19 protein-coding genes are annotated in these 20,808 nt (G+C 48.5%); 3 read left to right on the forward strand and 16 right to left on the reverse strand.

Translation table 11 applies throughout. The annotated features are described in order from the left end of the window. Positions 1 to 3 precede the first annotated feature (3 nt). Positions 4 to 2,361, reverse strand: a complete 2,358-nt coding sequence (locus ACFYU8_RS11650) for an endonuclease MutS2 (RefSeq protein WP_390298509.1) — start codon at positions 2,359 to 2,361, stop codon at positions 4 to 6. A gap of 243 nt (positions 2,362 to 2,604) precedes the next feature. On the opposite strand from ACFYU8_RS11650, the gene ACFYU8_RS11655 reads away from it, so the two are divergent. Next, positions 2,605 to 2,979, forward strand: coding sequence for a phage holin family protein (locus ACFYU8_RS11655; protein ID WP_390298512.1), 375 nt, complete (start codon positions 2,605 to 2,607; stop codon positions 2,977 to 2,979). Between the two features lie 95 nt (positions 2,980 to 3,074). Here the strand turns inward: ACFYU8_RS11655 and zapA are convergent, their stop codons facing one another. The 3 genes from zapA to pheS form a co-directional block, all read right to left on the reverse strand. Continuing rightward, positions 3,075 to 3,350 (reverse strand): cell division protein ZapA, encoded by a 276-nt coding sequence (zapA, locus tag ACFYU8_RS11660; RefSeq protein WP_007728510.1) that lies wholly within the window; start codon positions 3,348 to 3,350, stop codon positions 3,075 to 3,077. A gap of 81 nt (positions 3,351 to 3,431) precedes the next feature. After that, complete coding sequence (gene pheT, locus ACFYU8_RS11665) at positions 3,432 to 5,855, reverse strand: phenylalanine--tRNA ligase subunit beta (RefSeq protein ID WP_390298515.1); 2,424 nt, start codon at positions 5,853 to 5,855, stop codon at positions 3,432 to 3,434. 15 nt (positions 5,856 to 5,870) lie between these two features. Then, a complete protein-coding gene (gene pheS, locus ACFYU8_RS11670; RefSeq protein ID WP_390298518.1) occupies positions 5,871 to 6,905 on the reverse strand; it encodes a phenylalanine--tRNA ligase subunit alpha in 1,035 nt (344 codons plus the stop codon). Between the two features lie 458 nt (positions 6,906 to 7,363). Here pheS and ACFYU8_RS11675 point away from each other — a divergent pair, with 458 nt between their 5' ends. Beyond that, positions 7,364 to 8,083, forward strand: coding sequence for a DUF2225 domain-containing protein (locus ACFYU8_RS11675; protein WP_390298521.1), 720 nt, complete (start codon positions 7,364 to 7,366; stop codon positions 8,081 to 8,083). Here ACFYU8_RS11675 and ACFYU8_RS11680 read toward each other — a convergent pair. After that, positions 8,080 to 8,907 carry a TrmH family RNA methyltransferase gene (locus ACFYU8_RS11680; protein WP_390298524.1) on the reverse strand — a complete coding sequence of 276 codons (828 nt, stop codon included), beginning with the start codon at positions 8,905 to 8,907 and terminating at the stop codon, positions 8,080 to 8,082. The genes ACFYU8_RS11675 and ACFYU8_RS11680 overlap by 4 nt on opposite strands. A 4-nt stretch (positions 8,908 to 8,911) precedes the next feature. Continuing rightward, on the reverse strand, positions 8,912 to 9,565 hold the full coding sequence (locus ACFYU8_RS11685; RefSeq protein ID WP_007728524.1) for a potassium channel family protein: 654 nt from the start codon (positions 9,563 to 9,565) through the stop codon (positions 8,912 to 8,914). Positions 9,566 to 9,736: 171 nt separating this feature from the next. Between ACFYU8_RS11685 and sspI the strand changes: the two genes are divergently transcribed. After that, entirely contained in the window at positions 9,737 to 9,973 is a 237-nt protein-coding gene (gene sspI, locus ACFYU8_RS11690) for a small acid-soluble spore protein SspI (RefSeq protein WP_007728525.1), read from the forward strand. Between the two features lie 43 nt (positions 9,974 to 10,016). Here sspI and ACFYU8_RS11695 read toward each other — a convergent pair whose 3' ends face one another. The 10 genes from ACFYU8_RS11695 to ACFYU8_RS11740 form a co-directional block, all read right to left on the reverse strand. Then, positions 10,017 to 11,147, reverse strand: coding sequence for a GerAB/ArcD/ProY family transporter (locus ACFYU8_RS11695; protein WP_390298527.1), 1,131 nt, complete (start codon positions 11,145 to 11,147; stop codon positions 10,017 to 10,019). A 13-nt stretch (positions 11,148 to 11,160) separates the two neighbouring features. After that, on the reverse strand, positions 11,161 to 12,291 hold the full coding sequence (locus ACFYU8_RS11700; protein ID WP_390298530.1) for a Ger(x)C family spore germination protein: 1,131 nt from the start codon (positions 12,289 to 12,291) through the stop codon (positions 11,161 to 11,163). Then, complete coding sequence (locus ACFYU8_RS11705; protein WP_390298533.1) at positions 12,284 to 13,444, reverse strand: GerAB/ArcD/ProY family transporter; 1,161 nt, start codon at positions 13,442 to 13,444, stop codon at positions 12,284 to 12,286. The genes ACFYU8_RS11700 and ACFYU8_RS11705 overlap by 8 nt, the downstream gene beginning before the upstream one ends. Next, on the reverse strand, positions 13,441 to 14,979 hold the full coding sequence (locus tag ACFYU8_RS11710) for a spore germination protein (protein WP_390298536.1): 1,539 nt from the start codon (positions 14,977 to 14,979) through the stop codon (positions 13,441 to 13,443). The genes ACFYU8_RS11705 and ACFYU8_RS11710 overlap by 4 nt, the downstream gene beginning before the upstream one ends. 111 nt (positions 14,980 to 15,090) lie before the next feature. Beyond that, on the reverse strand, positions 15,091 to 16,371 hold the full coding sequence (gene kynU / locus ACFYU8_RS11715; RefSeq protein WP_390298539.1) for a kynureninase: 1,281 nt from the start codon (positions 16,369 to 16,371) through the stop codon (positions 15,091 to 15,093). Positions 16,372 to 16,466: 95 nt separating this feature from the next. Beyond that, positions 16,467 to 16,850 carry a DUF1294 domain-containing protein gene (locus ACFYU8_RS11720; RefSeq protein WP_390298542.1) on the reverse strand — a complete coding sequence of 128 codons (384 nt, stop codon included), beginning with the start codon at positions 16,848 to 16,850 and terminating at the stop codon, positions 16,467 to 16,469. A gap of 3 nt (positions 16,851 to 16,853) precedes the next feature. After that, positions 16,854 to 17,471 carry a DedA family protein gene (locus ACFYU8_RS11725; RefSeq protein WP_390298545.1) on the reverse strand — a complete coding sequence of 206 codons (618 nt, stop codon included), beginning with the start codon at positions 17,469 to 17,471 and terminating at the stop codon, positions 16,854 to 16,856. A gap of 170 nt (positions 17,472 to 17,641) precedes the next feature. Beyond that, positions 17,642 to 18,313, reverse strand: coding sequence for a DNA alkylation repair protein (locus ACFYU8_RS11730; RefSeq protein WP_390298548.1), 672 nt, complete (start codon positions 18,311 to 18,313; stop codon positions 17,642 to 17,644). A 40-nt stretch (positions 18,314 to 18,353) separates the two neighbouring features. Beyond that, positions 18,354 to 20,132, reverse strand: a complete 1,779-nt coding sequence (locus ACFYU8_RS11735) for a B12-binding domain-containing radical SAM protein (RefSeq protein ID WP_390298551.1) — start codon at positions 20,130 to 20,132, stop codon at positions 18,354 to 18,356. A gap of 122 nt (positions 20,133 to 20,254) precedes the next feature. Further along, positions 20,255 to 20,761, reverse strand: coding sequence for a MogA/MoaB family molybdenum cofactor biosynthesis protein (locus ACFYU8_RS11740; RefSeq protein ID WP_390298554.1), 507 nt, complete (start codon positions 20,759 to 20,761; stop codon positions 20,255 to 20,257). Between the last annotated feature and the right edge of the window lie 47 nt (positions 20,762 to 20,808).

Genomic DNA, 20,808 nt, shown 5'->3' on the forward strand with positions numbered 1-20,808 from the left:
CTCTTATTTCAATTCGGCAATGGTAGCACCTACGCCGCCTTCTCCTTGACCACCTAAGCGGAAGGATTTTACATTACGATGGTTTCTCAAATATTCGTGCACGCCTTTGCGCAGTACCCCTGTCCCGTGTCCGTGAATAATGGAGACCGAGTGCAAGCCTGCCAACAGCGCATCATCTAAAAACTGATCGATTTCCCGAATGCTATCCTCGACGTTGTAGCCGCGTAAGTCGAGATCCATCTTGATATTGTCACTGCGACGTTTCACAGAGGTGTACGGAGCCGCTTGTGGTTTTTGCTGGATAGAGTTTTGTACATGCATATCATCGCGCTTCACTTTCATTTTCATGATCCCGATCTGCACGAGGAATTCTTCATTGTTTACCTTTTCCAACACGGTTCCTTTTTGTCCGAAGCTCGTCACCATGACCTCGTCGCCCACCTTGATCTGTGTGGCACGAACCGCTTTCGCCGGCTTCTTCACCTTTTCCTTTTCCAGCTCAAGGACGGCATTGCCCAGGCGCTTCTTCGCATCGATGAGACGATGCTCCTTGATTTCCATGCCTTCTGACATCATCTCGCGCAGCTCGCGAATGATCGTCTCCGCTTCTTCTTTTGCGAGTTGGACGGCAATTCGCGCTTCGTCCTCAGCTCGCTCCATTCGCTTGTTTTTCTCTTCAGCAAATTGGGCGCGCTCTTCTTCCAGCTGTCCACGCAGCTCTTCCGCTTCCCCGCGTGCCGCTTTTGCTGCCAACCTGTCTGCTTCCGCCGACTTGCGATTGCGCTCCAACGAAGCGATCATGCTCTCGACCTGATTGTCTTCCTCACTGATCGAGCCGCGCGCTACATCAATGATGTGTTCCGGCAATCCCAGACGTCTTGCGATGGCAAACGCGTTGGACCTGCCAGGCACCCCGATGAGCAAGCGGTAAGTAGGACGTAGCGACTGTACGTCAAATTCTACGCTGGCGTTAATAACCTCAGGTCTATCGTAGGCATACGCCTTCAATTCGCTGTAGTGAGTCGTTGCGACCAATCTCGCACCGGAATCAATCACATGGTCGATGATGGACATGGCCAGAGCAGCACCCTCTGTCGGGTCTGTTCCTGCGCCCAGCTCATCAAACAGAACCAAGCTCTTGTCGTCCATTTTCGCCAAGATTTGAATAATATTGGTCATATGGCTCGAGAATGTAGACAGGCTCTGCTCGATGGATTGTTCATCCCCGATATCTGCAAACACGGAGGAGAATACGGTCATCTCGCTCTCTTCCTCTGCCGGAATATGCAAGCCTGCCATGGTCATCAAAGACAGCAGTCCGATTGTTTTGAGGGAAACGGTTTTTCCGCCTGTATTCGGCCCTGTTACAACAATCGCCTGATACTCTCCACCTAGCTCCACATCTACTGGAACGACAACTTCTCGTGGAATGAGTGGATGACGCGCTTTTCGCATGTTTACGTATCCGCGATCATTGATGCGTGGACAAATCGCCTTCATGCTCCAGGCAAGTTGAGCCTTAGCAAACATAAAATCGAGCTCTGTCAGTGCTTCTGTGTTCTCGACCAAAGCTTCTACCGCAAAGGATACCTGCTCCGTCAACACATACAGAATTCGTTCCACTTCACGCTCCTCGCGCAGGCGATGCTCGCGAAGCTTGTTGTTCATCTCGACAATTACTTCCGGTTCGATAAAGAGCGTCGCCCCAGATGCCGACTGATCGTGGACAATTCCGCCAAATACAGAACGATACTCCTGCTTCACCGGTATCACGAAACGATCGCCACGAATCGTTACGATGTTTTCCATCAGCATTTTTTGGTACGTAGATGAGCGTGTCATTTGATCGAGCTTTTCGCGAATGCGCGACTCGAGCTGTCTGATCTCCTGACGTACCTGACGCAATTCAAGACTCGCGCTGTCCAAAATATCGCCGTTTTCATCAACACAGCGGCGAATTTCGGTTTCCAACTCGCGCAGACCCTCAATCCGCTCTGCCTGCTGTTGCAATAATGGCAACTCGTGATCCTCACACATATCCAGCAAAAACGTTTTGAGCCTGCGTCCAGCCATAACGGTGCTGGCGATATCCAACAATTCCATCGAAGCAAGCATGGCGTTCAATCTGGCACGCTGTACGGGACCGCGGATATCGCGAATGCCACCGAGAGGCACGCTGCCCTTTAGGCGTAATACGGTTGCTGCTTGTTCAGTCCCTTGCTGAGCGGTTATGACTTCATCCAAGCGTAAAAAAGGAATTAGCTCTACCGCTTTTTCTTTTCCATATGTGCAAGATGCCTTGTCAATCAACAGGGCGACTATTTTATCGTATTCTAACGTCTTTAAAACCCGTTGTTCCACTGTGCTCCTCCTTCTTTCTCCAGCGGCGACCGTTGTACCGTGCGGGCGGGAGCGACGGTCTATACCGGCAATCATTACGATCTCCCCATTATAGCATGGCAGCGGAGCTTAGAAAACTTGAGCAACGGATAGCACCGGACAGGCACCGCCGGCGAAGGATAATTTTACACGTTTTCGTTTGGCATAGTTCTACTCTTTACGTGAGAGAATGAAAGGTGAAACAACTCTAAAGGAGGAGTACACATGACGATCATGCGCCATATCGTCCGCTTTATCGTCGCTGCCGTAGTCCTGATGTTTGTCGGCTTTCTGGTCCCCGGCTTTTCGGTTAGCAGTTTTTGGACAGCTCTGCTCGCGGCCGTTGTCATCGCACTAATTGGCTGGGCCGTAGAAGCCATTTTCGGAGATCGAATTTCGCCGTACAATCGTGGTATTATCGGCTTCTTGGTCAGTGCCGTCGTGATTTATCTCACTCAGTTCATCGTCTCTGGCTTCCGCGTAACGATTCTTGGAGCGCTTCTGGCTTCCTTGGTGATCGGGATCATCGACTTGTTTATCCCGATCAAAACCCATATGGATATGCGCAATGGAGATGCCGGGAACAAGCAGGAGACATAGGCAAAATGCAACAAAGAGCCATCCCATCAAAGATGGGATGGCTCTTCTCCTTTTTCCCACAACGTGAAAAGAGAGGCATTCCGCCCCTCTTTTCCTTAATCTATCGGTTTAGCCTTTGCCTCTTCCTGAATGATTTTCAGCAGTTCTTCGTACTCCTGACGCAAGCGGAAGTATTCATCCGCAATATTGACCGCAGAAAGTACGGCAATTTTGGCAGTATCCAGTCGATGGTTGCCGTTTGCGATTTCGTTCATCTTGTCATCAACGAAACCGGCCACCATGCGTATGTGATTGACACTTGCCTTGCCACTGAGCCGGTATTGTTGGCCAAAGATGTCCACCGTCAAACGATTTTTCCCATCACCTTGCACGAGAGGTACCTCCCTACTGCGACCTTTGCTCTACTTTATCCTTTTTAGGTTACTGAAAATGTCAGATTTCGTCAAGCAATCTTACATGCGCAGTTCAGCGCCTGTGTTGTTTTTCAAGGCTTCGATGACAGCAGTAGTCACTTGTTGAATCTCTTCGTCCTGCAAGGTACGCTCTGCGTGACGGAATACGAGGGCAAATGCCATGCTCTTCTTATCTTGGGCAATACGCTCACCCATGTATACATCAAACAAGGTTACGGACTCGAGCAGTTCACCTGCTGCTTCGCGAATCGTTGCTTCCAATGCACCAGCAGCTACACTGCGATCGACAACGAGAGCCAAGTCACGCGTTACCGCTGGGGACTTCGGCAACTGATTGTAATGTCCCACCTCGGCAGCTACATCAATCATAGTAGTTACATCAAACTGGAATACGTATGTTTCGGACAGATCATACGCTTTTTCTGTACCCGGATGAACTTGCCCCATATAGCCCAGACGTTTTTCTCCTACCCATACTTCTGCGGTACGTCCCGGGTGCATACCCGCGATGTCCTGTACTGCTTTGTACCGGACAGCTTGGATACCCAAACGAGCGAAGAGTGATTCCACAATCCCTTTGGTTTGGAAGAAATCAACAGGCTGTTTAGCACCCATCCAGTTTTGTGTGAGCAACTGCCCAGTCAATGCACCCGCTACATACAAACGCTCTTCTGGAAGCTGCGTGAGTGTTTCTTCTTTCGTCAAGAACACACGGCCCAATTCAAAAATCGCGACATCGTGGTTTTGGCGGTTTTTATTGTAAGCGACTGTTTCCAAGAGGCTAGGAATCAAGCTCGTGCGCAGAACGCTATGGTCTTCACTCATAGGCATCATGAGCGCAACAGGGTTTACTTTTTCCTGATGCAGACCGGCTACTGCCTCGACACGATCTGGATGAACCAGTGCATAAGAAATCGCTTCATTCATGCCAGCACCGATCAAATGATGACGGATGGTACGGCGCAATTGCTGTTCTTTTGTCAACTGTCCCTGTGTGGTCGAACCAGAAGGCAAGCTGGTCGGAATGTTGTCGTAGCCGTACAGACGTGCAACCTCTTCCACCAAATCCACTGGCAGTGTAATGTCTCCACGTCTCGTCGGAACGGTTACCGTCCATTTGTCGCCAGTTACTTCAAACGGGAATTGCAGACGCTCGAAAATCGGCGATACATCAGAAGCCGACATGTCGGTTCCCAGATGCTGATTGATTTTGGTAAGCGTAACGGAAACAACAGCAGGTGTAGCTTCGCTTACAACAGCAGAGCTGATTCCTTTGGATACCGTTGCCCCAGACAATTGCTGAATCAGCGCAGCAGCGCGCTCTCCCGCTTCCTGTACACGCGCTTGGTCAACACCTTTTTCCCAACGTACGCAGCCCTCCGTACGCATGCCGAGCATACGAGCTGTGCGGCGCACTGTTTTCGGGGTGAACCAAGCTGCTTCGAGAATGATTTCGCTCGTTTCACCAGTGATTTCAGAGTTAGCTCCGCCCATTACACCTGCGATCGCCAAACCTTTGGTCTGGTCGGCAATCAGCAACGTTTGCTCATCCAGCGTGCGCTCTTGATCGTCCAATGTCACGAGCTTTTCACCCTCGTTTGCCAGTCGAACGACAATAGAGCGATCAGCTACTTGTGTCGCATCGAAAGCATGCAGCGGCTGACCATATTCGAGCAGGACATAGTTCGTTACGTCTACCACGTTGTTGATCGGACGAATTCCCGCTGCCATCAGGCGATTTTTCATCCATTGCGGAGATGTCGCGATTTTGGCGTTGGTGAAGTGACGGCCGTGGTATTGATAGCTTTCATTCGTAGCTTCGATCTTGACTTGAATCGGGTTGTCTCCACCATTTTCGGTCAGCTCGATTTGCGGGAATACCACTTCTTTGCCCAAAATAGCGGCAACCTCGTAAGCAACCCCCAACATGCTCAAGCAATCAGAACGATTCGGCGTCAATCCCAATTCCAGCACGTAGTCATCCAAGCCGAGGTACGAAATGGCATCCATTCCGATTTCCGCATCCGCTGGCAGGACCATAATGCCTTCTTGCTGATCTTTTGCCAGAAGCTTTTCGTTTAAGCCCAATTCTTTTGCCGAGCAGATCATCCCTTGGGATTCTACACCGCGCAGCTTGGAACGCTTGATGTTCAGACCATCAGGGAGCTTTGCACCGATCAGGGCAACGAGAACTTTTTGTCCTTTGTCTACGTTCGCTGCTCCACACACGATTTGCAGGTCTTCTCCTTGTCCTGCATCAACGACGCATACGTTGAGACGGTCTGCATCCGGGTGCTTGCTGCGTTCTTTTACATAACCGATCACAACACCGGATACACCTGCGTTGCGCGATTCAACTGCGTCTACTTCAATCCCACTGCGAGTCAGCTTTTCAGCCAGCTCCTGGGGCGTCGTTCCACTCAGATCGACGTATTCAGATAACCATTGGTACGATACCTTCATCTTTGCCTCTCCTCTCTAGCCTCGATTGAACTGACGCAGGAAACGAACGTCGTTGGTATAAAAATGGCGGATGTCTTCCACCGCGTATTTGAGCATCGCAATTCGTTCTACACCCATACCGAATGCAAAGCCGCTGACTTCCTCAGGGTTGTAGCCAGCCATTTCCAGTACGCGCGGGTGTACCATACCAGCACCCAAAATCTCGATCCAACCTGTTTGCTTACATACACGGCAACCCTGACCACCACAGTTGAAGCATTGCAGGTCTACTTCTACGGAAGGCTCCGTAAACGGGAAGAAGCTTGGGCGCAAACGAATTTGTTGGTTTTCCCCGAACATTTGACGGGCAAACGTCAAGAGGGTACCTTTCAAGTCACTCATCCCGATTTTTTTATCAATCACGAGACCCTCGATCTGCGTGAATTGATGGGAGTGTGTCGCATCGTCATCATCGCGGCGATACACTTTACCCGGACAGATCATTTTAAGTGGTGTTTTGCCTTCTTTTTTCAACATCGTACGTGCTTGCACTGGAGATGTCTGCGTACGGAGCAATAGCTCTTCTGTGACGTAGAACGTATCTTGCATGTCGCGTGCCGGGTGATCTTTCGGCAGGTTCAGCATTTCGAAGTTGAAGTGGTCCATTTCTACCTCAGGGCCTTCTGCCACCTCAAAGCCCAGTCCGATGAAAATGTCTTCGATCTCTTCAATGATTCGAGAGAGCGGGTGCATGGTGCCTGCTGGTACTGGACGTCCTGGCAGTGTCACATCGATCGTTTGAGAAGAAAGCTTGGCATTCAGAGCCGCTTCTTCGAATGCTTGTTGTTTGCCAGAGAACGCTGCCTCCAGCGCTTCCCTTACTTCATTTACCAGCTGACCGACAACTGGACGCTCTTCTGGGGACAGGCCGCCCATTCCGCGCAGCAGTTCTGTCAACCCGCCCTTTTTCCCCAGGTATTTGACGCGCAAATCCTGAAGTTGTGCGGCTTCTGTCACTTGGCTGATTTGGCCCAGTGCGGACTCTTTCATTTCTTGCAACCGAGTTTGCACTTCGAATCGCTCCTTTTTTCATTTCGTAAAAAAAAAAGAAAAACCCGCCCCAGAAAAGGGACGAGTTACTTTTTTCTCGCGGTACCACCCTTGTTAGACAATTCGTTTCCAGCCTGTGACAAATACATGACAATATCACTAGTGGAAAGAGACATTTGTCTCACTTCAGATCATTGGTAACGGGTATGACCCGGCTGCTCCTACTGCGCGAAAAGCGGTTCAGAGTGCGGCTTTGGAGTGAATTCGGCAGCTATCATGTTAAAGATGCTCGCAGTCTGTGACATCTTCTCCCTGAAAAACAGATAGGTCCTGCGTACTAGTCTCCGTCATCGCTTTACGTTATAATTAAGACGTAGGAAAATTATAGCGCAACAAGAGAGAACTTTCAATTCTACAAATGTTACATATCCGCATGAGCGTTTCCATGCGTGTGTTACCATTCGAAAGGGGATTTTGACATGATTGAAAATGTTTCCGCCCTTTACGATAAGACAAGCAACTGCTGCCATTGCCAAGCGACTTTTTCGACGAAAAGGATCAGAGGCGGCACGTTGACGATGCTCCATCGCGACAGCGACTTTTATACCACCTTTAAAGAGCAATCTTTGAACCCCATTTTATATACCGTCAATGTCTGCCCGGAATGCGGCTTTGCCTTTACAGACCAATTCCGGGACAAGCTCGCTCCCTGGCAAAAGCAAATCGTGGACGAGCAAATCTCCTCAAAGTGGAGACCAAAAGATTTTGGCAAGGTTCGTCAAGTACCCGAAGCCATTGTCAGCTACAAACTGGCCATTTACGCAGCTGAAATAACAGATCAGCCCCATTCCGTAAAAGCGGGTCTTTATTTGCGCCTCGCATGGCTTTATCGATTCCAGGAAAATGTCGCGGAAGAAATGCGCTTTATCGATATGGCCGTGGAAGAATATGAACAATCGTATATTCATTCCGACTATACACGCGGCGACAAGGAAATGACCGAAGTCCGCTTGCTGTACTTGATTGGTGAGCTCTACCGCAGACTCGAAAAGTTTGACTTAGCCATCAAGTATTTCGGCAAAGCACTCGCCTTTCGCAACCACACCATTGAGAGCGGCATTATCCGAATGGCGCAGGATCAATGGCAGCTCGCGCGCGAAGAGTACAAAGAGAAGAAAAGTGAGCAAAAGATCGGCTAAACAAGCCGATCTTTTCTTTTGCGTTGTGCCTCGTATACAAAAATTCCTGCCGCGACTGCCGCATTCAGTGACTCTGCACCGCCATATAGCGGTATGTGAACGAATTGATCTGCCCTGGCAAACATCTCTCTGGAGACGCCTCTTCCTTCATTTCCGATGACCATTGCCGTCAGACCAGCATAGTCAGCCTCGTCATAGGAAACACTGTTTTGCTCCAAGGAAGAGATCAAAACTCGCCCTCCCTTTACCTTCCATTCATCTGTCGTCTCGACTAACGATTGCGTAAAGACCGGGATGCGGAACAGTGCCCCCATTGTGGCCCGTACCACTTTTCCATTGTAAATATCGACACTGCCACTCCCAAGTACGACACCATCGACTGCTGCCGCTTCTGCTGTGCGCAAAATCGTGCCGAGGTTGCCCGGGTCCTGTATTTCGTCCAAAAAGAGGAGCAACAAGCTGCCCTGTTCCTCTCTCTTCTTATCTACCCATTTTGCCCAATCTGCTGCTGTTTTTTTCACTTCGGCCACAATTCCTTGCGGCGACTTTGTTTCGGACAGCTTCGCCAGCACTGCTTCTGATGCAGCAATGACCTGGACAGCTTCCGGATGATTAGCCAAAGCACGCTGACAAGCAGGGTCCATGTCACGCTGCTGATCGTAGATAACCGTGACTACCTCCGCCCCGCTTTTTAACGCCTCCTCTACCAGATGCGCCCCTTCCACGAGAAAACGCTGCTGCTCTTCCCGTCCTTTCCGTGACAGCAACTGGTGCAATCGCCTTACCAGAGGGTTTTGTACCGAAGTAATGATTTCATTTGTCATAAACCTATGCCCGCTCCTCAAATTCGCGTAAGTCTTTGTTGTTCCCGATCACCACAAGCACGTCGCCGTATTGGATGACTTCATCCGGGCTAGGAGCGATGTTGAATTTATCTCCGCTTTTGATGGCAATAACGTTGACCTCGTATTTCTTCCGAATATCCAGTTGCCGCAGGTTTTGACCGACCAGCTTGGACGACACGACTACCTCCGCTACGCTGTAGTCCTCCGCCAGCTCAATAAAGTCAAGAACGTTAGAGGAGATCAGATTGTGGGCGACCCGCACCCCCATGTCGCGCTCAGGGAATACGACACGGTCAGCTCCCACCTTGTACAATACTTGTCCATGACGCTCATTCTGCGCTTTTGCCACGATCTTTTTGACACCCAAGTCTTTCAGTGTCAAAACCGTCAGGATGCTCGCCTGAATATCGACCCCAATGGCCACGACGACTACGTCAAAATTGCGAATGCCGATTTCTTTCAAGGCGCGTTCATCCGTAGAATCGGCTGCTACCGCGTGCGTTACATATTGAATATTTTCGTTAATACGCTCCTCGTTCTCATCTATTCCCATGACTTCATAATCCATCTCGTACAGCGTTCTCGCCACGCTAGAACCAAAACGTCCCATCCCGATAATGGCAAATTGCTTGGACATGTTAATCTTCTCCTTTACGGAACTTACCAATAACAAGCATTATAGCACATCCAAAACATCCGCCACAAAACGGTCATGAACGTTTTGTTCGAAAAGCATGGTATGTACAAATCAGCGTTTACAAATACTATTTCTTGAATTCATTCTCACAAGAGAGGTGTATGCACGGTCATGAATATTGCCTCACTCAACTTACGTCAAGCGATCATGTACAAAATGCAAGGCTCAGATCCAAACGCAGTTGAAGAAACCATCAGCGATGCCATCTCGAGCGGTCAGGAGAAGACGCTCCCGGGTTTAGGTGTTTTGTTTGAAGTTCTGTGGCAAAACAGCGATGCTTCCTCACGTCAATCCATGATTACGACGATCGCGGAACACTTGCCTGAGCAAGCCGAAAAACCGATCTAACCACATCTTCTTCGAACAAAGCAAGCTACAAAGGGAGGGACTCCTATGTCCCTCCCTTTTCATTGTTCACTTCCCGACCTTTATTGAACTGATTGCGCATGAATTGGGTGATTGCCAGCAAGATCGGAATGAAGATGGTTACCATATATCCCATGGTGGTCAAGTGTTTTAAATATGAATACAACTCCACCATATTTTGCGGTATTAATGAAAAGAAAAAAAGTGGCACCATCATCACGATCGCGCTAATTCGCTGAAAACGAATGCCTTTGCGAAACCAGTGCCGTAATGAAAAAATCGTCGCATAAAACATATTCCCGATCGTTGTAAATATAGAAGCAACCCAGATCGCAAGAAAAGCGGACTCAAAACGCTCCAAAAACCAGCCGGTTCTCTGAGTTACCTTGACCAGTTCAAGCGTAGGCCAAATCAGCCGCTGTAATTCTTCATATCCAAATACAGTGATACCTGCGATCACTGTAAGCATATAAACGACAAAGGCAAAGCTCATGCCTGTGATGCTTGCCACTCCAAGCCTTGCACCTGGCATGGCGAAAGCAAAATAAACCATTAACAGCTCATATCCGGTATAAAGCGTGTAAGTATCCAGACCTGTTTTTACGACATCTGTCCATGACTCTACATGGAATGGCAATAAATTGTACCAATCTGCGTTCATAAAGGAGACGAGCGGAATCACGAGAGACGGCAACAGGAGGAAAGGAATCAACAGCTCATTTACCCTTGCTACTACTTCAATCTCATGACAGCATAGAAACACGACCAACAAAAGCAGCGTGACTACAATTGCCTCCAGCGGTGTATTTGGCAACACGGAGGTCACGACGACTTCCCCAAACACTCTGGCTGTTATACCTGCATTGAAAAACTGATAAAGAATGAATAGACAAATACACAGGGTGCCTATGACAGAACCAAATATCCGCGGCATAAATTCGACAAAGGTAAGGCCAGGAAACTGGTTACCTAAATACACGATGGCCGTCACTGCCACGCCGGCTATTAAGGCACCTGAAATAGGGCCAATCCACCCCGATTGATGAAGAAGAATAGTGGACGTTCTCGGGATGGTGAGAATCCCCACCCCGATCATCGAACTGATCATAATACTTGTAATTTGCCAGGTACCAAAATTACGTTGCTGATTCTCCACAGTGATCGCTCTCCTATTGCATTTCCATACCAAGACGGCGCAGCTTGATTGTGTATTTGACGCGAATCGGAAAATCCCTGAAATCTTTCTTCCAGTTGTGAGTCTTCCAGTAATCACTGTAATGCTTCGCACGCAGTATAAGGCCGAGCTTCAAAACGTCGCTATTGTACTGCTTTTGCAATTGCTGCAAAAGCTTCTTTGAACGCTTTTCCATTTCTTTTTTGATAAGCGCCTGCATTTGTGTGACGAATTGCTCTGGGGTAATATGCAGGTCTTCTGTGAGTTCGACTATATCCCCTTGGAGCTCGCAATGAAAGGTAGCGGAAAAGTCATCATGAATGGTCACCTTTTTTTTTGCGAAGTGCGGTCGAAAGCTTACATATCCGTTCTTGGTTTCCGGCAACGCAATCACAATGTCTCCACCCGGTTTTTCATTTCGCAGCTGTAGCAATGCCCATGTTTGCAGGTGATCCAGTATCCCCATCATCTTGTGTCCACGAAAAACAGCAACCCCTTTCCAGCTCACCTCATTTTTACTTGCCTCTACATAATTCAGAAACGGCTCCATGGTAAGATTAGAGGTCTGATTGAAATAGTCGCCCAACGTTTGGTCCGGAATTCTCCCTAATTTCATGCCATTTTCGATCAGCCCCATCAAAAAGACGACCGGAATCGGCTCGATCCTCGGCTTGATTTCCAGCAGGGTAGACGCTTTGCCCCTTACGACGATCGGCCACAGAAGTCGCCGTATTTGCGGTTCGCGACGAAAACTGTCCATGATGTCTTGGATTCCCTTTCTAGCGATCTCCTCACTCAAGGCAAGAATACGCGTATGCCCAAGAAACAATCGTTGGTTCAGTCGCATTTGCAGATTGTTAGAAGCATCTGTCACCGTTCTTCCTGTCACGCTCATGATTTTCACGGCATCCGCACCACTTCCTCCCCCTTTCCCGCTGCTCCCCGCGATTTTGATGGGAATCGGAATTTGGACGGTCATTTTGTACAGATTTTCATCATTTTCATCCTGGTCAATCGCAATCGCCAGTACCGATGCGCGTTCTTCCAATTCACGTCTGTCCCAGCATCCTGTAAGCAAGCTTGTACAGACGATCAACAGAGCGAAGTATCTAAGAGACTTACCCATCGACATTACGCCCCTCTCGTCGAGTCACCATGTCACGGATGAGGATTGCTACCCAATATACGACCGGGAAAAGCAAATTAATGACCAGGCTAGACAACCCCAACAACGACGCCACCTTAAATACTTCTATGATGTTTTGTGGAATAAGAGAAAAGAAAAATAAAGGGACGAGAAGGACAAAAGCCATGATTCTTTGAAACCTGATTCCCTTACAAAACAACTGTCTCAGTGAATAAACAACAACGTAATACGCATTAGCTACAGTGGTAAAAACAGCCGAAACCCACACTGCCAAAAAAGCGGACTCCAATCGTTCCAAGATCAATCCAGGCACCTGCGTCGTCTTGACCAATTCAAGTGTCGGCCACGTCACCCTTTGCAGCTCTTCATACCCAAATACCGAAATGCCAGCCACCACAATTAACATGTAGAGCAATGCTGCAATTAACAGACTGTAAAATCCCGCCAATTCTCTGTTCGTGTTTTGTTGTGCATAAGCGAAAAAGACGAACATAATTTCAAAACCGGAATAGGAATAAATTCCTTCGTATACCCCTTCTACCATTGAACGGAATGACACATGATTAATCGGCAAGAGATTCCCAAATTCCGCTTTTTGGAACGACGCAAGCGCGATAAAAAGAAGTGGCAAGATAATAAAAGGAAACAGCAGCTCGTTTACTCGCGCTACCACTTCCACCTCATGCATGCACAAAAATAGGACCAGCAATAACATCGTGATAAGCACAACTTCCAACGGTGTCTGCAAAAGAACGGAAGTCACAACCACTTCACCAAATACGCGCGAAACGACTACCGTGGAAAAGTACAGGTATACCAGATAGATACAAATCCAAGGGAAGCTGAATACTTTGCCCACCCAAGGCCGTCTGGCGGATCCCCATACCTTGTGACTGTATTCAATAAATGTTTCCCCTGGGTAACGCTTGCTCAATTTGACAATCAACCATAAGGAAACAAACGCACCTGCAGAGCCAATAAGGGGGGCGATCCAGCCTGCCTCAAATAATTTCGAACTGGTTGTACGAGGAAGGGTCAACACGCCGACACCGATTAAGGTACTTGTCATGAGACAAATTTGCTGCCACATCGATAGAGCCTGGTGCCAGCCGCGCCCCTCCCTCCTGTTCATTTCGGGTTATCCTCCTCTCTCATCCGGGTTTTATCTTGAACATGAAACATCATCGGCCTTGTTTTGAATAGATGATGGGGTGCCCTTATGAACAAGTCCTTCATTCCATTTAGGTTGAGCGGACTAAGTGGGCTCATATAGGGTACTCCAAACGATTTCAATGAAGACAAGTGAATGAGGATGACGATCACAAACAGCATAATCCCGTAAAGACCAAACATCCCTGCCAAGATCATAACCGGAAAGCGGAGCATACGAATGGCAATCGCTGCACTGTAACTCGGCGATGCGAACGAACCGATTGTCGTCACAGCTACGATGATTACCATGACAGGACTGACAAGCCCAGCAGTTACCGCCGCTTCACCGACCACGAGTGCTCCAACAATCCCGATCGTAGGACCTATTGGACCCGGCAGCCTCACACTTGCTTCCCTCAATATCTCAATGGCCAACTCCATAAACAGGGCTTCGACTAATGAAGGGAATGGAACGGTAGATCGTCCTGCCGCCATCGCAATGACCAGTCGAGAAGGAATCATCTCCGGATGGAACGCGCTAAAAGCGATATAAAGAGACGGAAGCATCAAGGCGATGCTGATACTGATAATCCGAATGAAACGAATCAAGGTCGCGATGTAAAATCGCTCGTAATAATCCTCGGGACTCTGATAAAACTGCGAAAAAACAGCCGGAGCAATCAAACCAAACGGTGTCCCATCTACCAGAATGCCTACCTTCCCTTCCAATAGATTGGCCACTACTTTGTCAGGGCGCTCCGTGTTTTGAATCTGCGGGAATGGGGACCATCTCCGATCCTGGATCATTTGTTCGATGTAACCACTCTCCAGCACAGAATCCACATGAACACTCTCAATTCGCGCAATCACTTCCTCCACCATCGGGGGATACGCAATGCCGTCGATGTACATGACGTAAATGTCAGTCTGTGTTCGTTCGCCGACAACCATATGACGCACTCTGAGATTAGGGTCCTTCAAGCGGAAGCGGATCAGCGCTGAATTCACACATAATGTCTCACAAAAACCATCGCGTGGCCCTCGTACGACTGATTCCGTCTGAGGCTCTTCCACCGAACGCCTGTCCCATCCTCTCGTGTTGTTCAAGTAAGCATTCTGACACCCATCGATGATCAGTACCGCACATCCAGACAAAATATTTCGGACGATCTGCCTCAGTTTGTCGGTCAAATCCAGCTCATTGGTCGCCGGATCATGATAGGTGATATCGGGAGTTGTCATATAGCGGATAATAAAATCACTGATGACATTGCGATCCACCATGCCATCTATAAAAACGATAGCGGCTTGAGCCTTCGACTTCGTTTGAAAACGACGTACGACAAGATCGTCACACTTTCCAAACTGCGCTTCAATCAATTGAATGTTTTCTTCCACATTTGTCGTGAGCGTGACATCCGATACACTTTCCATGCTCTTGTCGGAGTACTGCTCCAACGCTTTTGACTGGAGGGCTTCTTTTCTTTTTTGCCATGCTTGAAAGAACTGGCTCACCCTGCTCACCCTTATTCATGGAATGTACGGATAGTGTGCCCAATAATGGAAAGGAAATCCGGTAAAAGGCGTATTCAAAAAGAAAAACAGGTCCAACCTAAGTCGGACCTGTTAAGCAACTACCTCACGCTTGTTTTCAAATTTCTCGTAGCTCTTCTCTTGCATGATCGTCTTTACTATCTGGACACTTTCCCAAACCTCTGTATAAGTCGTATAGAAAGCAACAGGGGCTAACCGGATGATGTTCGGTGCACGGAAGTCAGGAATAATGCCCGCTTCCTTCAAAGCCTTGCATATACGTATGGCCTCATCGTGCTCAAGGCTGACATGCCCACCTCGTCGATCATCCTGCTGTGGGTTCGCAATCGTAAAGCCCATGTCTGCCAGCTCCACCTCGATCAAATCCATCATGAACCGCGTTAAGCCGAGCGACTTGGCACGAAGCTTTTCCACGGACACCTCCTGGAACATTTCCAAGGAACCAAGCAGCGGGGCGAGACTCAGCATATGTGGGGTACCAATCTGGTAAGCTCCCGCATTTTCGCATGCCTCCAGCGTATGTTCCATGTCAAATTGCTTATCCTTTTTCGAACTGAACCATCCCGCCAATCCCGGAGCCCTGCCAAAGTGCTTGCGGTTGACATAGAGGCTGCCCACGCTTCCTGGCCCTGCATTTACGTATTTGTAATTGCACCAGTAGGCAAAGTCCACTCCCCATTTGCTGAAGGAATGCGGGATCGCTCCTACAGAGTGACATCCGTCAAAACCGATGAGAATGCCTCGCTCGTGTGCGGCTGCTGTCAACCGTTCGATATCTAACAGCTGACCGCTACGATACAGGACCGTCGGGAGGACTACTAGTGCTACTTCATCCGTCATCGCATCGATAATGTCCTCTTCCTCGATCAGGCGACCATCTCTTGACGCTACCCGAACCAAATGCTCTTCCGGGTCCAGTCCATGGAGCTTCATTTGACTCTGGAGGGCGTATATATCGGTAGGGAAATCCAGCTCGGTCGCAATCACCTTCGTCCTCTTCCCAACCGGATGATAGAAGGTAGCTGCCAGCTGATGCAGGTTGATCGTCGTAGACCCCGTTACGATCACTTCTTCGGGGCTTGCCCCTACAAGCGCTGCGCTCATCTCTCCCAATTTCTCCGAGAAGAAAAACCACGGATGCTTACCCGTTGTCCAGCCTTCCACACCCAACTCCTTCCAAGACTGCATCATGTCCATGACGCTTTTTTCCGCTCTTTTTGACATGAGGCCAAGCGAGTTTCCATCCAAATACAGGCTCGGAAGCAAATAAAACTCTTCGCGATAGCTCGCGAGTTCATCCTGTGCATCCAATTGTTGCGCATACGTTTTCGTTAGGGGACTTGATTGAGACATAGCTACCTCCTCAGCTTGTTCTGTCGTTCCTCTCTATTATAGGCTGAATTTTCAAACAAGAAAATCACCTTCTCAAAAAGAAAATCCCGTGCCATCTACGACACGAGATTTTTATCCAAATATAGCTGTGTTAGCCAAATGACTAGCAAGATTTGCGCGATGCAAAAGAGCGGAAGCAAGATGAGAAAAGAGATATGCTTGGTCTTATGCCGTTGAATGAGCATACCCTCAAGCGCCCCGATCCCTCCTCCTAAAAATGCGACCACCAAAAGGCTCAGTTCCGGAACCCGAAACCCTTTTTCTTTAGACAGACGCTTGTCTGCCTGCATCAAGTAATAAGCATAGCCATTCAGCAGCAAAGCTCCTGCCGCCAGCACCCAGACATTCGAATTGAAATATCCTACCAAGAGGAGGGCCCAGCTTATGATTAGCACCAGCACGAAATTGCGGCGATGGGCAGCTAATTGTTGATGGTACATTTCTTATTCTCCTTTTGCCCGATATGCCCGATTTCCCATAAACTGCTTGCGTACGAAGAATACCACACCCAAAACAACCACGATCACCAGCAAAGCGTAGAAACCGTATTTACGGATGACCTCGATAATTGCTTCCACGTTATTACCGAATACATAGCCGAGAAAGTAAAAGGCGATGGTCCAAACCAACCCGATCGGATAAGACAGCATCGCATATCGTCGGAAGGTCATACCGCCCAGCCCGACCAAATAAGGTACGACATGGCGAACAACCGGAAATAAGTAGCTGATGCAAAGAGCAGCAGTACCATACTTCTCCAGCAAGCCCGTTGATCGATTAACGGCGTTCCTCATTTTCTCGGTTTTGCACAGCCATTGCAATATTGGTTTCCCAAAATACTTTCCAAGTAAAAAGCCAATCGTCAATCCGGAGGCAACCCCTAAATATCCCGCCAAAAAAGAATACCAAGGGTTTAACACGCCGATGGAGGCAAGAAATCCTCCTGTAGCGACAACCAGCTCATCGGGAATCGGCAAACCTACAATCCCCAGCCACAGCAGGAAAAAAATCGCTACATAGCCGTATTGCTCTATGATTGACATCAGCAGGTCGACTTCCATGAGGCAAAATCCCCTATCCTTGCCACAGTGCGGTCATTTCTTGACATACTAGCAGCTATGGCATCGCACGATATCTGACTCTATGTATTACGTATGAACCTCAAAAACGGTACTTGTTTATTTTGCAATAGATTTACGTATTTTATCAAGCACAGATACGCGAGACGACTCTATCGTGATAGATGCTTGAGCGCTTCACGTCTGGACAGACTCGCGAGTGGAGTCGCTTCTACAAATTCACGTACGGCGTCGGGATTTGTCTTCGCATACTCTCTCAACGCCCAGCCGATTGCCTTCTGAATAAAAAACTCTTTGGAATCCGTGCATCTTTCCACCAAGGAAAAGAGAAGCCGCTGATCTGTCTTGTCCTTGTACGACAACTGAAATAATATTGCCGTTCGTTGCAGCCACATATTCGTTCCATCCATCCAGGCAGTCGTATTCGGTTCAATCAGTTCGGGCTGCAAGGCAAACAATCTGCCCGTTGTATGGGAGGCCAAATAATCCACGGTATCCCACCACGATTTTGTCGTGATGAGTTCGACAACGAACGGTAGATGGTCAGGGGTGAGACGCTTTTTGGACTTATCGAGTACGTCAAGCGCTACATACTGGTACTCGCGCGCTGGTAAAGCCCACAAGGAACGAACGACCTGCTCCCAATTTTCGGGTACGCCATAATCTCGAAAGATTTGTTTGGTCAGTTCTTTGCGCTGTGGTGATTTTATCCCCAGAAAAGGAAAATGATTTTTCATGTACTGCGCCATTGGGCCAGCCTCATTCGAATCACCGTGTGCACGCAACACTTCCTCGACCGACTCTGCATACTCCCTTGCGTTCATCGGCGTCTCCTCCTCCCAACTCATCTGATAATCCGATGGTTTAGCCTACTGCTTGGACGTCCTGTTTGATGACAGCAAAAGCATTTTGTTCTTCATCTTTGTACGGATAATACACGACGAGTGTAAAATCTCCCTCGACAAGCTCACCGGTCTCCAACCATTTTTCAATGTCAAAGGTCACCTTGGCCGTCAGCGTGTGCTTGAAATAATCTTTTTCCAAGGCAGCATGTGCCGCAAAATCATCGCGGAGTCGCTCACGCTGCTCGGTTAGGACAGCGAACGTCTGCTGCATCTCTTCCTTGTCCATGACATCCTCCCACCACAGCTTGCGCGGGCGATGCTTCTGGTTGCGCAGGAAATCGAATTTCATCATACTGATCACATGCCCCATACCGTCCACTTGCTGCACCTGCAAAAACTTCTGCAAACGTACGAACAAATCCTCTAATTGATGACCGATACGGCTCCAGCCTTGATTTTCCCAATAGTCGCCAAATGTCTGGAAGAAGTCAAAAGCCGTTTCGAACTGGTTCGCCAACACCCACTCCACGGTATAGTCCATACGATGAGCGTTCCAGTACTTTTCCAGAATGTCTTCTACACGCTTGATTTTTTGCATGTCCTCAAAGGAAAGGACGTTGTTCCCCAAAATTTCGTAAGGAGCCTCATCCATAAAAACATAGCCGTGGTTAGCCGCACGCGCACGAACACCTGTCCCGCGCAGCATTTTCAAAAAGCCGAGCTGAAGCTCTTCCGGGCGTAGACCAAACACGTCATTGAAGGTTTTACGGAATGATGCATAATCTTCCTCAGGCAAACCTGCGATCAAGTCCAGATGCTGATCGATTTTTTTCGAATCCTTGATCTGTGTTACCGTACGAGAAAGACGATCAAAGCGCTGAATCCGCTGAACAAGGCGGTTGGTCTCATCATTTGTGGACTGAACCCCGATTTCGAAGCGGAAAATGCCCGGCGGTGCGTTCTCAGTCAAGAAATCGAGTACATCCGCACGCAAAATGTCTGCCGTGATTTCGAATTGAAAGATCGTGCCATTGTGGTTGTCGATCAAGAATTGAAAGATTTCCAACGCATACTTTTTATTGATGTTAAACGTGCGATCTACGAACTTGATCGTTTTGACGCCGTGATTGATCAAACGCATGAGATCTTCTTTTACTCGTTCCAGACTGAAATAGCGTACGCCGTCTTCAATTGAAGACAGACAGTATTGGCATTTGAACGGACAGCCGCGGGATGCCTCAAAATAGACGACGCGATTGTTCAGCTCGTCCAGATGGTCTGCGTATGGCGAAGGCATGCTGTCCATCTCTTCCACTTGCGCACGCGGCATGGAAAAACGTACGTACTCCTCTTCGCGATAAGCGATTCCGGCTACATCACGAAGGCGTGGAGGCTGCTTGGTTTGCAACGATTCTTGATACACCTGCAAGAGCTCCAAGAAGGTCTGCTCCCCTTCACCAATGCAGATGACATCGATTTCAGGATGCTTCTTCATCCATTCGTCCGCATCGTAGGTCACTTCTGGTCCCCCGAGGATAATCGGAACATCCGGGCAAATCTTTTTCAGCGTGCGAATGACACTGAGCGTCTCGCGAATGTTCCAGATATAACAGGAAAAAGCAATGACATCAGGCTTGCGCTTGTGTATGTCTGCTACTATATTTAACGTCACATCGTTGATGGTATACTCCACCAGCTCAATGGAAGGAAATGCTTCCTGGGCATAGCTTCGCAAATAACGCAAAGCAAGTGAGGAGTGAATAAACTTGGCATTTAACGTCGATAGTAAAATCTTCATGGATGGGTCTACTCTCCTTGCAAAATTCGGCACCAAAAAACCATCTGCAATCGATGGTTCATGGTCTGACCGATCTTTTTCCTTTCGTAACAGTACCATACGAGGCTAGTAACGGCAAATCGTTACCGGTTTAATTCACGCACCACATGCCCCAGCTCTGGCACGATCAACCGATTCATCGCCAGTCGCACCGCACCTGTCGAGCCTGGCGTGGAAAAAATCATTTTCCCTTTCCGTGTCCCTGCAATCGCACGACTGAGCATCGCTGCTGAACCGATGTCTTCTGTATAGCTCAGCATCCGAAACAGCTCGCCAAATCCCGGCATTTCCTTATCGAGTAAGCCAGAAACAGCCTCAAAGGTATTATCTCTTGGCGAAATGCCTGTACCGCCGTTGAGGAGAATGACTTGAACATCATCATGTGCCATTCCCGCTTCGATCGCCGAAATAACCTGTACAGGCTCGTCCTTTACAATTTGATAATGGGCAACGCTGTGACCGGCTTCAGTGAGGAGCTCCTTCATTAATTGTCCGCTTTTATCTGTATCCTCTGTCCGGGTATCGGAAACGGTAATGACCATACATGTGACTTGCTTGGGCGATAGCGCCTTGTGTTCCTGTGTGCTCATCCGTAATTTCCTCATTTCCTTCAATATATACTCTTCTCATGATACCA

Origin of the sequence: Brevibacillus sp. NPDC003359 (genome assembly GCF_042878995.1) — a bacterium.
In the GTDB taxonomy this organism is placed as follows: Bacteria; Bacillota; Bacilli; order Brevibacillales; family Brevibacillaceae; genus Brevibacillus.

Bases quoted from the DNA above. Each gene is read 5' to 3' on its own strand.
- sspI (WP_007728525.1), top strand. From the start codon at position 9,737: ATGAATATTGCCTCACTCAACTTACGTCAAGCGATCATGTACAAAATG.
- ACFYU8_RS11700 (WP_390298530.1), bottom strand. From the start codon at position 12,291: ATGGGTAAGTCTCTTAGATACTTCGCTCTGTTGATCGTCTGTACAAGC.
- ACFYU8_RS11720 (WP_390298542.1), bottom strand. From the start codon at position 16,850: ATGTACCATCAACAATTAGCTGCCCATCGCCGCAATTTCGTGCTGGTG.
- ACFYU8_RS11740 (WP_390298554.1), bottom strand. From the start codon at position 20,761: ATGAGCACACAGGAACACAAGGCGCTATCGCCCAAGCAAGTCACATGT.
- ACFYU8_RS11735 (WP_390298551.1), bottom strand. From the start codon at position 20,132: ATGAAGATTTTACTATCGACGTTAAATGCCAAGTTTATTCACTCCTCA.
- ACFYU8_RS11675 (WP_390298521.1), top strand. From the start codon at position 7,364: ATGATTGAAAATGTTTCCGCCCTTTACGATAAGACAAGCAACTGCTGC.
- ACFYU8_RS11680 (WP_390298524.1), bottom strand. From the start codon at position 8,907: ATGACAAATGAAATCATTACTTCGGTACAAAACCCTCTGGTAAGGCGA.
- ACFYU8_RS11685 (WP_007728524.1), bottom strand. From the start codon at position 9,565: ATGTCCAAGCAATTTGCCATTATCGGGATGGGACGTTTTGGTTCTAGC.
- pheT (WP_390298515.1), bottom strand. From the start codon at position 5,855: ATGAAGGTATCGTACCAATGGTTATCTGAATACGTCGATCTGAGTGGA.
- ACFYU8_RS11705 (WP_390298533.1), bottom strand. From the start codon at position 13,444: ATGAACAGGAGGGAGGGGCGCGGCTGGCACCAGGCTCTATCGATGTGG.
- ACFYU8_RS11725 (WP_390298545.1), bottom strand. From the start codon at position 17,471: ATGGAAGTCGACCTGCTGATGTCAATCATAGAGCAATACGGCTATGTA.
- ACFYU8_RS11655 (WP_390298512.1), top strand. From the start codon at position 2,605: ATGACGATCATGCGCCATATCGTCCGCTTTATCGTCGCTGCCGTAGTC.
- ACFYU8_RS11730 (WP_390298548.1), bottom strand. From the start codon at position 18,313: ATGAACGCAAGGGAGTATGCAGAGTCGGTCGAGGAAGTGTTGCGTGCA.
- kynU (WP_390298539.1), bottom strand. From the start codon at position 16,371: ATGTCTCAATCAAGTCCCCTAACGAAAACGTATGCGCAACAATTGGAT.